Source organism: Bradyrhizobium retamae, from assembly GCF_001440415.1.
GTDB classification, from domain to species: Bacteria; Pseudomonadota; Alphaproteobacteria; order Rhizobiales; family Xanthobacteraceae; genus Bradyrhizobium; species Bradyrhizobium retamae.
The window spans coordinates 1-13,637 of sequence record NZ_LLYA01000222.1 but is presented as its reverse complement, the minus strand read 5'-3'; the positions used below and the strand labels follow the sequence as shown (position 1 = coordinate 13,637).

General features: G+C 61.9%; 14 protein-coding genes and 2 pseudogenes. 7 read left to right on the top strand and 9 right to left on the bottom strand.

Annotated features, from left to right (window positions below; translation table 11 throughout):
* The 9 genes and pseudogenes from CQ13_RS38505 to CQ13_RS38465 all read right to left on the bottom strand — a co-directional run.
* A partial coding sequence (locus CQ13_RS38505; protein ID WP_197427585.1) for a transposase occupies positions 1-481 on the bottom strand: 481 nt, incomplete at its 3' end.
* Between the two features lie 547 nt (positions 482-1,028).
* A pseudogene (locus tag CQ13_RS38500) lies at positions 1,029-1,366 on the bottom strand (DNA -binding domain-containing protein).
* A gap of 399 nt (positions 1,367-1,765) precedes the next feature.
* Positions 1,766-1,960 (bottom strand): annotated as a pseudogene (locus CQ13_RS46270) (ATP-binding protein); the annotation flags it as partial.
* A gap of 100 nt (positions 1,961-2,060) precedes the next feature.
* Positions 2,061-2,696 carry a BREX system ATP-binding domain-containing protein gene (locus tag CQ13_RS38490; RefSeq protein WP_082637902.1) on the bottom strand — a complete coding sequence of 212 codons (636 nt, stop codon included), beginning with the start codon at positions 2,694-2,696 and terminating at the stop codon, positions 2,061-2,063.
* A complete protein-coding gene (locus tag CQ13_RS38485) occupies positions 2,693-5,077 on the bottom strand; it encodes a tellurite resistance TerB family protein (RefSeq protein WP_245309612.1) in 2,385 nt (794 codons plus the stop codon). The genes CQ13_RS38490 and CQ13_RS38485 overlap by 4 nt, the downstream gene beginning before the upstream one ends.
* A 267-nt stretch (positions 5,078-5,344) precedes the next feature.
* A complete protein-coding gene (locus tag CQ13_RS38480; protein WP_057847967.1) occupies positions 5,345-6,874 on the bottom strand; it encodes an SAVED domain-containing protein in 1,530 nt (509 codons plus the stop codon).
* A gap of 7 nt (positions 6,875-6,881) precedes the next feature.
* The gene (locus CQ13_RS38475; protein WP_057847966.1) at positions 6,882-7,829 is read right to left on the bottom strand and encodes an AAA family ATPase; all 948 of its coding nucleotides are present in this window, start codon (positions 7,827-7,829) and stop codon (positions 6,882-6,884) included.
* A complete protein-coding gene (locus tag CQ13_RS38470; protein WP_057847965.1) occupies positions 7,829-8,344 on the bottom strand; it encodes an HORMA-1 domain-containing protein in 516 nt (171 codons plus the stop codon). The genes CQ13_RS38475 and CQ13_RS38470 overlap by 1 nt, the downstream gene beginning before the upstream one ends.
* A gap of 8 nt (positions 8,345-8,352) precedes the next feature.
* The gene (locus CQ13_RS38465) at positions 8,353-9,318 is read right to left on the bottom strand and encodes a CBASS oligonucleotide cyclase (RefSeq protein ID WP_057847964.1); all 966 of its coding nucleotides are present in this window, start codon (positions 9,316-9,318) and stop codon (positions 8,353-8,355) included.
* 158 nt (positions 9,319-9,476) lie between these two features.
* On the opposite strand from CQ13_RS38465, the gene CQ13_RS38460 reads away from it, so the two are divergent.
* The 7 genes from CQ13_RS38460 (at position 9,477) to CQ13_RS38430 (ending at position 13,537) form a co-directional block, all read left to right on the top strand.
* On the top strand, positions 9,477-9,689 hold the full coding sequence (locus tag CQ13_RS38460; RefSeq protein WP_009734077.1) for a ribbon-helix-helix protein, CopG family: 213 nt from the start codon (positions 9,477-9,479) through the stop codon (positions 9,687-9,689).
* The gene (locus tag CQ13_RS38455; protein ID WP_057847963.1) at positions 9,686-10,315 is read left to right on the top strand and encodes a GNAT family protein; all 630 of its coding nucleotides are present in this window, start codon (positions 9,686-9,688) and stop codon (positions 10,313-10,315) included. Before CQ13_RS38460 ends, CQ13_RS38455 begins: the two co-directional genes overlap by 4 nt.
* Before the next feature lie 26 nt (positions 10,316-10,341).
* Positions 10,342-10,815: a helix-turn-helix domain-containing protein gene (locus CQ13_RS38450; protein ID WP_057847962.1), complete on the top strand. Its 474-nt coding sequence runs from the start codon at positions 10,342-10,344 to the stop codon at positions 10,813-10,815.
* A complete protein-coding gene (locus tag CQ13_RS38445; RefSeq protein ID WP_057847961.1) occupies positions 10,812-11,741 on the top strand; it encodes an ImmA/IrrE family metallo-endopeptidase in 930 nt (309 codons plus the stop codon). The genes CQ13_RS38450 and CQ13_RS38445 overlap by 4 nt, the downstream gene beginning before the upstream one ends.
* Before the next feature lie 372 nt (positions 11,742-12,113).
* Entirely contained in the window at positions 12,114-12,581 is a 468-nt protein-coding gene (locus CQ13_RS42265) for a transposase (RefSeq protein ID WP_156434173.1), read from the top strand.
* Positions 12,582-12,873: 292 nt separating this feature from the next.
* Positions 12,874-13,125, top strand: a complete 252-nt coding sequence (locus CQ13_RS38435) for a type II toxin-antitoxin system Phd/YefM family antitoxin (RefSeq protein WP_057847960.1) — start codon at positions 12,874-12,876, stop codon at positions 13,123-13,125.
* Positions 13,100-13,537 carry a hypothetical protein gene (locus tag CQ13_RS38430; protein ID WP_057847959.1) on the top strand — a complete coding sequence of 146 codons (438 nt, stop codon included), beginning with the start codon at positions 13,100-13,102 and terminating at the stop codon, positions 13,535-13,537. Before CQ13_RS38435 ends, CQ13_RS38430 begins: the two co-directional genes overlap by 26 nt.
* Positions 13,538-13,637: the final 100 nt, after the last annotated feature.

The following is a 13,637-nucleotide window of genomic DNA, read 5'->3' as shown; positions in this document are numbered from 1 at the left end:
TGATATCATAGCTCATCGCCTTGTGCTTGGACGCGTTCGCCTTGATCTTGGTGCCATCGAGCGCCACGTGCCCGAGCTTCACCAACCCGGCCTTCTCGGCCAGCTTCAACACCTGCACGAACAGGTCGGCCAGCGCCTTCAGATGCCGCCGCCGGAACTCTGAGATCGTGCGGAAGTCCGGCGCATCGCCCGCCACCATCATCATGAAATCCGCCCGCTCCACCGCCGCCCTGGCGATCCGCCGCGACGAGTAGATACCGCTCGCGTAGCCGTGCAGAAGCAGCGCCGTCAGCATCCGAGGATCGAACGGCGGCTGCCCCAGCCCGCTTCGGTAGCTGCCTATGATCGCCGATAGATCAAGGCTTTCCCTGACCAGCGACACGATCAGCCGCGAAACGTGGTCCCTCGGCACATAATCCTGCACGCTCGGCGGCAGAAGCTGGGCCTCGTCGATCTTCCAGGGGCGAAATTCCTTGCTCATGGCTGCGCAAGGAATCAGACTCGCTCCCTCTTGACCAGTCACTACTCAGACAGGCTCCTAGCGGGACCACGGCCGAGGTGAGAGAGTTGCGTCTCGGTCTGTTGTAGGTTGTTGCCATCGTTCAGGTCTTCACAACTTATCGAGTTGTCGTTGCCCTGCCAACATCAGCGACGGTCGCCAGCCACTCTGAATTCAAGCAAAGTGCGCTTGCGACTTCACGACAGTAAGGGCTCCTCGGTTAGCGGCCTCTTTCATTTACGTTACCGAGCCCGCTCATAAGCGAAAGCAGACGCCCAATTCGGAAACTTGCCCGCCCTTCGAGCGAGCGTCCCGGTAAGCATTTCGATGGTTGGGCCTTCGGCGGACCGCCTCCCAGGCGAAATCCGCCACCTCCCCTGACTTTATGGCGTGCTGATACGCGCCCGGCACGCCAGTCGAACTCGGACATTGCTCTGATCCCCTGCCGTAAGGCGATTGCGAAATGTCTATGAAGCCTTTGGTTGTTGGGGAAGCCACCAATTGTGCATTGCGTGATGCGTACAGGCGATCACGTTGTCAGTGGGAGAAATCCATTCTCAATTGCGAATTCTAATCGACAATTCTTGCTATTTGGTCGCGCCGCCGCGCGCAGCAAATCGCGGTAACCATGATCAGCCATCCATTTTGCTCGCGCCAAGTGACTATCAAACGCATTGCGAGCGCGCGCCGGCTCGCGATCTGGATCGATAGCAAGACCATCCGAGCCACCTCTTTCCAGTCGGCGCCATCGGTCTCGGCATCGAGAAGTCGCCAATACGTCACGAGATGCTGTTCATCGTAGCCCGTGAGCACCGGATCATCCGGAGCTGAATCGGCGACATCAGGATCGAGTGGCGGGGTCTTCATGGGTGTTACCAACAACTCCGTTGCTCGAATTTCGTCCCCTGTGTGTGGGCTTCTCTGCGTATTCCGACGATCGCGACCACCCGCTACGACGGATTGTGACCACCCATTCCGATCGATCGCGACCAGTGTGATGGTGCCGTCAGGTGCATTTTCTGATCTCAGTGTTTTGGCTCGACGTCAAGCGCGGTGGAGGCCGTCCCCGTAGTCGACAGGAGGGACCCGCGCGCGCTGCGGAGTGCTCCCACGGCTGACGCAGCAGCGCGCGCGGGAGATCCCTGTTGACCCACGGGGGCGGCCGGTGGGCTGGCGATGCGCTTCATATTTTGCTCCCGTGGGCGGCTTGCCGTTGGCTGGCGGTGTGGCCGCGGCCGGCGCCAGCCGTTCCTCGTCGGCTTTGAGCTTGCGCATAGACGGGCCGTCGAGCTCGATCCGATAAGCGTTGTGGACAATACGATCCAGCACGGCGTCGCCGACGGTGGGCTCGCCAATAACCTCGTGCCAAGTTGCCACAGGGAGTTGGCTGGTGATGAGGATGGAGCCGCGGCCATGACGGTCCTCGACGATCTCCATGAGATCGCGCCGCTGACTGGCTGAGAGGCGGTCGGGTCGGCAAGCACCTTAGTCCCGACAAAGCTGTGAGCGACGATTGCCTCCGGATGCAGGCCAACCGCATCGCCGTGCTTCTTGATGTCGATCATGCGCTGGTCCAGCGCAATATCCTCGACGCCCCCGAATTTCTCCCCGCCCAAGCTGTGAAGCGCATCGCCCGGACGAACGTCCGTGTCCTGTAAGGCGAACCTGTAGCGATGCACCGGTCTCTTGGCGGTGCCGCCAACTGCTTGAGACCGGAAATAGGCTCCAACTTCTGGTCAATCACAGTTTCAACCGCTACGCTTTTCTCGCCCGCTTCCTTCACGGCATCGGTGACCAGCCTCTCGATGACACTCTGCAGGGCGCCGCCCTCGGGCTTGTTTCGGGTCGCCATGTTGTTGACGGCCTCGGCATACAGTGCGCGACCTTGGCCTCCGCTGCCGTGAATGCGCCGGTTCGGTGACAAGTCAGCGTGCATGGTGACGCATTTCTTTTCGTGCGCAATCAAGCGGACCATGCCTGCGAAGAATGTCTTGCCGGCACCATAGGCTCCGATAACGAAGCGGACTGCCGACCCACCGTCGGCAACACGATCGATGTCGCGAAGCAACGCCGCTGTCTCCCCCACGCGACCCACCACGATATGCGGCAATCCAAGCCGCGGCACCACGCCTGCTGACAGAGCCTGGATAATCGTATCCCTCTCCTTCGAACGGATGGTCTTGGTAGCTTTCGTCATGCCGCACTCTCTCTTATCTCGGCGATGCGGTCGCGCAGATGCGGAGCGACCGCGACTTCATCCCCATCCTCGATCAACGCTTCGTCAAAACGATCGAAGGACCAATCATTGATACGTTCAATAGCCCCGTCGGGGAGCAAGCGCATTTCTCGCGCATGGCGATCAAATTCCGACCGGCTCATCGCCCCGCGCAGTTCAAGCAATTCGAGCAGTTCGGTGTGGGGTCCGTCTAGCCCCTTCAGAGTGGCGGGCTGATCGGCCATGGCGGGCGGCGGTGGCGGCGCTTCCTCCTCGAATATCCCCGACAAGAGCGCGGAGACGGCATCGGTCTCCTGACGCGTGCGGGCGAGGCGAGCCGCGTCGAACCGAATTCTGCTGGCAGCAGGCGGGAGGGCTCGCGCGGGCGCCGACTCCTTCGGGATGGGGACGCCTGCGACGCGTTTTTCTTCACTGATTGCGATGGGTTCGTCAGAACGGGCGGCGGCGGCCTGATGAAGGCCCTCGTAAACGGCCTCTTTCGGCAATCCAAGCGACTTATGCAGCCGTTCCAGGAATTTTACTTCGGCGACGTCGGGGGTTGGATTGTCGCCGACAACCGCGAAGGCCGCGCCGGCGATCGCTCTGCGTTCCGCTTCGCCCATTTCCGCGAGCTTACGCATCACGCGGGCACGTTTGGGAGGACTATTGAAGGTGGTCACGGCGAAGGCAATCAGGCGCGCTTGTTCCACGCCAGACAAGTCTGAAGCGGCGCGGATACGGGCGATCGTCCGCTGCAACTCTTCGAAGGATGCATCGCCATCTGCCCCAGCGGCCAGAACGGCGACCTCGACCTGCGCCCGCATCGCCGTGAACGCAGTTCGCGCGGCATCGACCGGTCCGCCCGCTTGAGCCTTGAACACGAAAACCTGTTCGTCGGCGCGTGGCACGCTGCTGCCGTATCGCCGGTCGGGCTCGATCGCAACATCTATGGAATCCAGCGCGCGGCCGAGATCATCGGCGACCGCCGCGGAGATCTTTCCATCCGGGGGAACTTCGATCCCCGCCATTTCGAAGAGAATCTGGGCGGTCGTGCTGCCACGCCCTTGCTCGCCCATGACGGACACCAGCCGACGTCGGAAATCGCCGACAGCGACGAGCCCGGGCGTCCGTTGAAGATCGTCCGGCAGCATCGCCGCCGCCACCATTGAGTTTCGAAGGGCCGGCTTGCGGCCTACGAAACGGCTGAAAGTATCGAGCTCATCAGTGCACTCGGCGACCAGCCCCTGTAGCTTATCGAGAGGCTTGGAAATGCTAGACACATCCGGCCATTGTTGGTGCGGGCCAACGACCTCGACTTCAAATGCTGCGCTTGCCGCGCGATACCGCAGGGAAATGTTGCTCTTTGCGTTGACCGCAAGCCCTGCCGGAAAATGCTTTACAAAGCGGATGTTCCATAGCTGCACGAATTCCTCGAAGCAGCGGAGCGCGGGTGTCCTGAGATAGGTGTCGGGTGAAGCCAATGCCCATCGCAACGCATCCTCGGCGGAAAGTGACGGCGCGGCGGCGAGGCGCTCTCCTAGATGAAGACGGGTCGCAATATCCATCTCTGGACCACCCGCTCGCTCAGGTGACAGCGGCGGCAAGGGGAGCCGCGCGCCGTACCACACGCAGGCCGTGGTGACGAACGTAGTCGCGTAGCCACGAAAGGAGTTGTTGGTGCCATAAATCGTGAGCAGTCGCTCGACTTCGCGCACGAGCAGGGCCGCATCGTCGCCACGTTCAACGAAAAGACGATGCTCAAGCCCGTAGAAAAATACGAAGACATGGCCGATGCCGTAGGCAGGATTGCGCCGGCCGTCACGCATCCAATCCAGGAAGGCACGCCGTGCGGCGGGCGACATGTCCGAATAGGAGGGCCAATAGGGCATCGAATTGCCTTCGATGTCCGCACCAGCGGCCGCGACCGGCAGCGCGGGATTGATAGCATATTGCACAATCGCCCGCCCCGGCCCCGGAAGGTGTCCACCCAGGTAGAAGAGACCGCTCGCAATCTCAGCGTTACCTACGCGCGCCCGTTCACCGAGAGGAATCCACCTTGCCGGCGGCGCCTGTTGCCGCGTCGGACCGCTGCTTCGGACTGGCTGTCTAGCCGCGCGCGACGATTCTCCATGATCAAGTGCCGGTACGGCTTGAGATTTTCTGCGCGAGAGCAGATACGCCGAAAGGATAATGCCGCCGCATACGAGCACAAACGCGCTGATCGCCGCGGCGTTTTCGACCACGAATCGATAAACGGCCGAAACCGCGGCTGCCAGCAGGCCGAAAACGACCAGGAAAACTGTTCCGCCTGCGGAAGATGTACGCCGACGCCCCATGCTCGAAATACCGCGTACGTCCTTCAATAAGAACTCAAAAACTATCGCCGTAGGGTGAGTTTCGCATGCCATGCAACCAACAGCAAACCTTATCCCGCCAGGCTGGCGATTGTCGGCCCACATTCTGTCCCTGCTCTACTCCCCGCCGGTTCGTCCGGCACGGTTGGAACTCCGCCCGATGGTCACCGCCGACACCGCGCCAACAATCTGCGATTCAATGCATTGCGGCTGGTCAGGTCCCGCTTTGCATACTGCGGGGGAGCTGCTCTATTCCACCGCCTTCACAGGCACGCTTCACGATTTCGCTTTGTCGAGCGGCAACGTCAAGGCGGCTGTATAGGAACGACCGCGACCGCCGTCGAAGTCGAACTCATAGAGCCGGACAGCGCCGAGCGCGGTCTGACGCTGGCCGAGAAAGAAGGTGAAAGCGTTGGGCGCAGCGACGAACAGGTGCGTGAGGCCGGCCCCGTCAGCCTTGGCAGTGCGGATCGCGCTGGTCGCCGCGTCGGCAAGCTCGAATGCGTGGCGGCCGCAAGTGACCGATTGCGCACCCGAACCGCAACTCGGCTTTAGGATCAGGATATTCCCGACATTCGGAAGAGCGAATTCGCAATATCGGCGCACATCGGCCGATACGTCATGCGTCAGGCCGACCGCGACTGCGAGGTCCGGTTGATCGGGCCGAAGTTCCACGGTTTCGGAGACGAGGGTCGGCCAGGTCGGATCGGGAATCACGTCATCGGCGGACCAGAGCCGCCGGCCCGTGCTTCGCTGTTCGAGCTCCAGTTGGCGGCCGGACTTGATGTTTATGACCGAGCCCGCGGCGAAGGCAAGCGTAACGTGGGCGTCAAGCGCAAGTCGCAACCGCGGCTGGTCTTTGGCGGCCGCGAGGAGAAAGGTCCGCAGTGCGGGATAGAGTTTGGCGTCCCAGTCCGCGTCGCTGCGGATGTACCGTTCGTCGAAGGACGGAATCAGATCCAGGACCGCGTGACAGCGCTCCTCAAGCCGATCGAACGCGTGCTCAAAGGATTTCACGCCGTAGACGCGAGGGCCGCCCTGGGCCGCCCCGAGCATATCTTCTCGAGCGCATACGGCACGGAAGCTTTCGCGGTCGAACTCGACACGTCCCTGCGCCATCCACTGAAAGATGACGTCGTCGTAGGGGAACGCGCTCTGATTGGCCGGAATGCGGCGCAGTCCGACATAGGCGAACAACAGGTCTAGCTGATCGCGAAGCCCATCGAGCGTATCGGTCGCCTCACCAAAGGCGAGCGTGCGTGCGAGCAGCCGAAGCTCCGCCTCGTCGATGCCGAGATGCTCGCGCCAGGCTTTGCGCACGGCTCCTGCCCTGCTGTTGTCGGTCAGAGAGCCATAGAGCCGCTCGAGCCGCATCGCGCCCGAGCGGGTGCCGACCATCTCGCGCAGCGGGTCATTGCGGTCGAGCCGCCAATTGGTCACCAGCTTGAAGCGCACGCCGCTGCCTTGCGGCGCATGGACAATCTGTGCTTCGCGCGCCCGCTGCAGCAATGAGCGGGCGTTGGCGTTGATGAACTCCGGATCGACCAGGTGTGAGTAACCGTAGCTGTCGGGTGTGACATGCCATTTGCACTGCATGTGCTTGCGCCGCAGCGGATCGCCATACTGGTCGACCGCACTGCGTGCCGGATCGTATTCGACCCAGATGTCGTCGAAACTCTTCGGGCCCGTCTCGAAACCCACGCGGACGATCGGGCTTTCGGGATCGAGCAGACGCGCCGCGTGATACCAGAACAGACGCGCCTGGAAGGTGTCCCCGTCACGCCGCACCGTTACCGCCTGGGTCATGGCTCCCTCACCTCGGCATCTCGACATCCCGGAAGGGAGGCGTCGGAATCATGGACCGGGCGATCTCGACCGCGCGCGCGCCGTCGACAGCCCTGGTCGGATAGGCGTCGAGGACGATGGTCGGCAGCAGCCGTTGCGTCAGGTCCGAAAAGGTGAAGCCGTGGTCGCGACCGCCGCGCTGCGGCCCGGTGGCCGAGACTAGGGCATCGATATGATGGTGACCGAGGCCGATGGTCTCCAGCCGGCTCGACAGCACGAAGCGGCGCTGCTCGTCGCCGGGACGCGCAAAACTCAGGACGTCAGCCGCTCTGCGCCGCACGGCCGGATCGAGCGCATTGAGGCGGTTGGTGCACATCAGGACGGCCGCCGGCAGTTTCGCATTGGCGATCCGATCGATGCCGCGGATGAAGGCGTTCACGCCGGCGCGGTCCTCGTGATGCATCTGAGCCGCCTCGCGCGACTGCGCCAGCGCGTCGGCCTCGTCGACCAGCAGGACCACAGCCCCACGCGCCCGGCCCGAAGCCGACTTGAGTTTGGTCGCCTCCGCCACGGTGTAGTCGAACGCTGCCGAGAGCAGCTGCGTCATTTCGCCGACCCGGCCCTGCCCGCGCGTCGACAGGCTGAGCGGAAAAAGCGTGATGTCGATCTTCTCCTGCCGCGCGACCGCATCGCCGATCGTCTCGGCGAGCTCGGTCTTTCCGGAGCCTACGTCGCCGGCGAGCACCACCAGTGGAGGCCGCCGCAGCACCGTGTCGAGCAAAGCCTGCGCACCCGGATGGTGCTTCTTCGCCCAATCGGCGAGGCCGCCGGGATTGACGAGCAGGCCGAGGATCTTCGCGAGGCGGTTCTTCTGCTCATCGAGCCCGACGAGCCGGGCGAGGCGCGCCTGTGGGTCGATGTCGGGATAGGTGATGCGGCGCTCGAAGAGCTCGTCGAGTGTCGGCTTGGTGTTCATCAGAAGCTCCTAACGGTAGCGCGGTCGAGGGCCCTGCCCCCGGACGAATAGGTGCGGTCGTTGGATAGGTAGCCCAAGACCCCGGGCTCGGCGGCACCGTTGCGCGCGAACGGCAAGGTCGCCTTGAAGGCTTCGCGCTCGGCCTGGCTGAGCCGGTCCCACGCCGCCGTGTAGGTCATATAGCTGTAAAAGGAGGCGCCGCTGATGTCGGCGCCTGGGCGGATGCGGCCGGGGTCGTCGTCGTCGGCAGACGCACCGGCGAGGTCACGGGCCGTATAACGAAGAGTCGGCTCGATCCACTTGCCATCCCTCTTGAAACCGTAAGTGACCGTGTCGAGATAACCGGCCCGCAGCATCTCGGTCGCCTCGGTCTCGTAGTCCGCGATGCTTTCGTCGGACGGCTTGCCGTAGAACCGCTGCATGCGCTTCAGGTCAGTTGCGACCTTGGCGGCCATGTGGCGGGCGTGGGTGACCGTGAAGGTTCTGCTTTCGGTATAGCTGTAGCTGTCGGACATGGTGGACCTCACGCCTGGAAGGAGGAGCCGAAGACCTTCTGCCAATAGGCGACGGTCAGTTGCTTGTTGGGAGCGGCAAGCGCCGCATCGATCGCGTCGCCGGCGTCGAGTGCGGCATCGACGATCGCGTCCGCGTTCGTTGTCGTGTAGAGGCGAGCGACGTTGTTCGTGGCGTTCACCGGATCAATGATCTGCACAGTGTCGGAGAACGTGCCGACCGACGAGGCCGGATAGTAGTCGCTGAACACGATCTGCTGCCGGAAGTCCGTGCGGGCGAGATAGGTAAAGAAGTGCTGAAGCGCCTCCGGATAGTCGGAGAGATCCAACCCGTCGTCGCAGAGCTTGGCGAGGATCATCTCGATCATGAAGGATTTGAAACGGAAGCCGTCCCGTTCCTGCTTCATGCGCCGGGCCCAGAACTTCACGAGCCGGACCACCTGCGCGAAATGCTTCTCCTGCGCGCGCTTGCGCTTGGCCGCGAATTCCAGATGCAGCGGAATGCTCGTCTTCAGGAACGAGCCGTCATCCTGGCTGACGAGGTTGCCATACCACTTCGGGTCACCATCATAGAGGATCGGCACCACGTCTACATCGAGCCCCGTCCCCCGGAAGGAGACGGTGACGGAATAGGTCTGCGGCTTGACCTGGTCGGGACTAAAATTGGGGAAGGCCTTGCGAAGCCGCTCGGCCAGATAGTCGAGCAAAGCCTGCACGTCCTTCGGCGCGTCGGCGCCGCTGATGTAGCAGGCGATGTCGATGTCATTGAGAGAACGAAGCGCCGTACCCTTCGCCAGGCTGCCCGAGAGCAGCATCTTCTTCAGTGTGAAGTCCGGATGCTCGGACAGATAGCCTTCCAGCTTCTCGCGAAGCCGCCGGGCCTGCGCCCGATACTCATCCGCCGTGTCCTTGGGCAGGTTCACTTTATCCTGCGCAAAGGTGGCGATTTCATCATGGCCGACGTGTTGCCGTCCCATATCCCGCTCCTGTTTGGCCGGCTGGCCCGAGGGGCGGCGGCGTTGAGACTAGGATATAATAGCCAAATTTTAGCTATTCAAGGTGGCTAAATCTGGCTATTTAACCTTGACAAAATCCATTGATTCTCTATATCCTGCGGACAACGACGGAGGATGAGATGACGGCGAAGCGAACTATGACGCTGAACCTCACCGACGCCGAGATGCGGGTTCTGGACGAACTATCGGCCCGGAAGGACATCACCAAGACTGCCGTGCTCCGGCAGGCCTTGCGCCTCTATCAGACGATCGATGCTCGGGTCGAAAAGGGCGAAAAGCTCTTGTTCGAGAACGACGCGACGAAGGAGAAGGCGGAGTTGATGCTTCTATGACGGTCGACGTCTCGAAAATCTATCTTCTCGATGTCGCGACCGGTGCAAGCGTCGAAGCCGAGCTGCGCGATGCGATCGAGCAGGCGCAGCTCGACGACTGGCAGACGAAGTGGCGCCCTGCCCTGCTGACCGTACTTCAGGAGCTCGCGCGCAGAGGCGTGCCGATAGACCAGTGGCCGCAAAGCTGGCACTGGGATTGGACGCAGAAGACGACCCGCGTGCAAGGGCTCTTGGCCTTCCGCGGGTTCAGCGTCGTCGCTCTCGGCGAAACGCAAGGCCTGGCTCAGGTCGATCTGACCAAGACGGGCCGGGAAGCAAACCAGCGCGGCAAGCCGCTCGTGTATGTCGATTACCTCGAGGCTGCGCCATGGAACCGACCGGAGCTCGGGGCCGCCCCGCGCCTCCGCGGCGTGGGCTCGGCCCTCATCACGGCAGCCATCGCGCTCAGCGAAGACGAGGGTTTCAAGGGGCGCTTGGGGCTCCATTCCCTGCCCCAAGCCGATGATTACTACCGCAAGATCGGAATGACCGATCTGGGCCAGGACGTGGCGTACCAAAATTTAAGATACTTTGAGATGACCAGCGAGCAGGCTCGCGCGTTCTTCGAACAGGAGGGAGAACGATGAAAATTGAACGGAGTAAGGAGTGGTGGATGGCTCGAGCTCGTCGTGAAGGCGACGCCGCCGTCGGCGCCGGCTTGCTGGCGTTCGATCCGGTACCGGACGAGCGTCCGACCACGATTACGCAGACCGCTGCGGCCGAGGAAACCCGAATCGCTTTCGGCAAGTTCGTGAACCTGATGCGACGCCGTCGCGGTCTCTCCATGGAGAGACTGGCCGAGGTCGCCGAGCTCGACGCGAGCGAGTTGCTCGTGATCGAGAACGAAGTCCATTATGTTCCCGAGCCGCGAACGATCTTCAAACTGGCGCAGACCTTTGAGGTATCTCAGCGGCGCTTGATGCAGCTTGCCGGACTGACCGCGGCGAACGACGCCGGGTTGCGGCAGGAGGCTGTCCGATTCGCCGCCCGCTCCGAGGCTATGCAGAAGCTGACGCCGGAAGAAAACTCGGCTCTCGAGGCGTTCGTCGCCGTCTTGAGCGAACAGGACCCCAAGCGAGCCAAGTGAAGAACGTCAGCCTCGGACATCGAACGATCGCCGATATCGACGGACAGGTCGACAAGGTCCTACGGGGTCTTGGCAACCCGGAGCCGCCCATCGATCTGCGCGTTGTCCGGGACCTGCTGAAGCTCGACCGCGGCTACTATTCGACGACCGACGACAGCCTTTTGCGGGAGACTTTCTCGCGCATGAAGGTCGCAGGTCTTCAGGTTCTCCTCCGCCCGACGCTCCTGCGCGACGCGGTCCAAAATCTCAGCCTGAAGGCCCTGTATTTGCCCGACCAGAAGCGGATCCTGCTCGACCAGGATCTGCCTCTCCTCAAGCACCGCTGGAACGAGGCCCATGAGATCGGTCACGACATCATCCCTTGGCACACCGGGATGATGTTGGGCGATACGGAACAGACGCTCACGCCCGCCTGCCACCAAATCATGGAAGCCGAGGCGAACTACGCTGCCGGCCAGATGCTTTTTCTCGCTGGTCGCTTCGTCTCCGAAGCGATCTCTTCGAGCCCGAGCCTTGCGTTCGTCAAAAGCTTGAGCAAGGGGTTCGGCAACACCATGACGTCCACGCTCTGGCGCTTCGTCGAACAGGGCCATGGTGGCCGGCCGATCGTCGCCCTGGTCACAGGCCATCCGCATCCGGCACGGCGCAAGACCGATTTCGATCCTGCGAACCCATGCCGCTATTGCGTGGAATCTCCCCCATTCCGCCAACGTTTTGGCTCGCTGCGCGAGACCGATCTGTTCGCGACGATCGTCGGCTATTGTGGCGCGCAACGAGGCGGCAGCCTCGGTCGGAGCGAGGTGCTCCTGGCGGACCTCAACGGAGACCGGCACGTTTTCGATTTCGAGACGTTCTTCAATCGCCACGAGGCCTTGACGCTGGGCTATTGGCTGCGTTCACATAGCTCGCCCGTGCCTGTGCAATGATGCTGCGGGGGCGAGCGAACCGCCACCAAAAAAGGGGAACGGTGGCGTGTTTAGTACACGCACAAGCAGGCCACGTGCGAGATTGTATCGCAATTCGTCCCAACGTGGCTTCGTGTGGATTTCAAATCGAAAGGAAATCGTTCGAAAAGGCGACTCGCACAGCCCTCTGCACTGACGTGATTAGTGTCAACGGCGGAGCACGACAGCCTTCCAATGCTTGGCTGCGATGAAAAGTGCGAGCAGGGAGAGGCAAGCAAACAGCCCCGGCTCGACCCCAGGCAGGATCGTCGCACTTCCCGTGCATGGGTCGATGGCCCCTTCGGTAAACAGCTTTAACGGGAGCTTTAGCAACAGGGTTATAGTGGAAGTCGGGTGACCGTCGCGCGATGGGCCGCTGACAGGTGTGCACATGCAGACTCGGGAGGAGCAGCACAACCGCACCTGACATGGAAAGCTCCCACGCGTCGTCGCTGTGCTTGGTACTTGAGCCAGGATCCGGATCAGATCGATGCTGAAGCCAGGCTGTTCCTCGGCCATCTATTTGCGCAAGCTCCGGAACTCGCGACGGTCGCCGATCTGGCGAAGCGGTTTGTGTCCCTTCTTAGTGGTAGCGACATCGCCGAGCTCGATGAATGGATCACACAAGCAGCCAACAGCGAGCTCAAGAGCTTCGCCAACGGCATCGCGCGCGACATCGACGCGGTCCGAGCGGCAATAACTACCTCCTGGACAACCAGTCCGGTCGAAGGCCAGATCAGCAGGATCAAAGCCATCAAACGACAAATGTATGGCCGGGCAAGCTACCCGCTATTGCGTCGACGCGTCCTCCTGGCTGCTTGAGAGCGACCGGGCAACCTATCCAACCCCGATCGCTCATGCTGCACCAAATATGCGGAAGAACCGAGGAATGTCATGGGCGACTGGTGGTTTCGAGCGTGGGATCGCGTGCTCGCCAAAGGCCTCGTAGGATTGAGCGCCAGCCCAAGCGATCAACCCTACGACGGATGGCAGAGACGGCTCGCTTCAGACGAAGTCTGCCGCTCCAAAGATCCCTCCCCGACAGCTGCCAAGCGAACACCCTTGCAGGATATACAGCATTGCTGTATATTACAGCAATGCTGGAGACCGATCAATGACTCAATATTCAACCAGTGATCTTTCCAGGAAGTCGGGGGATATCATCGCCGAAGCCCTGCGCCGGCCCGTCACCATTACCCAACGGAACAAGCCGCGTCTGGTGCTGCTCAGCATCGAAGACTACCGCAAGCTTACGGCCAGAGCCGACGCCCGGAAGGCCGGTCGGCTCGAGACGATGCCTGACGACTTGTTTGAGGACGTCAAGCGGGCCGTCGACGCCTATGAGCGGGAGAGCGACGAGACGTGAGCCGGGACGACTTCGCACCGGATGCGTGATCCGATTTCCCTATTTATGGGTGCGCGAAGCTGAGCGCGGGGAAACGGAAGGCCGCAAGCCTCGCCCGGTGGCTGTGGGTGTACGGATTGCCAGGCCGAAAGGTGAGGACTTGTTGGTGCTGTTTCCGATCACCAGTCGGCCGCCCTACTCCGATCGTTTTGCCGTCGAAATTCCTGAGATGGAAAAGCGTCGTGCCGGTCTCGACGCTTCGCTACGCCTCTGGATCATCCTTGACGAATACAATCAGGACGTCATCGGCCAGTCGTTCTACCTTGAGCCAGAGCCGCCACTTGGCCATTTTAGCAAGGCGTTTTTTCTGCCGTTGATGAAAGAATTCATTGCCCGCCGCGCCAGCACGCGCGGCGTTAACCGACAGCGTTAGATGGACGTGCCTGCCAAGAGACCAGACCTTTCACCGGAGCAGCAGGAGCTATGGCCCAAAGTTGGTGACGGCGGGAATCGGAAAGGCGGCATATCGTGGG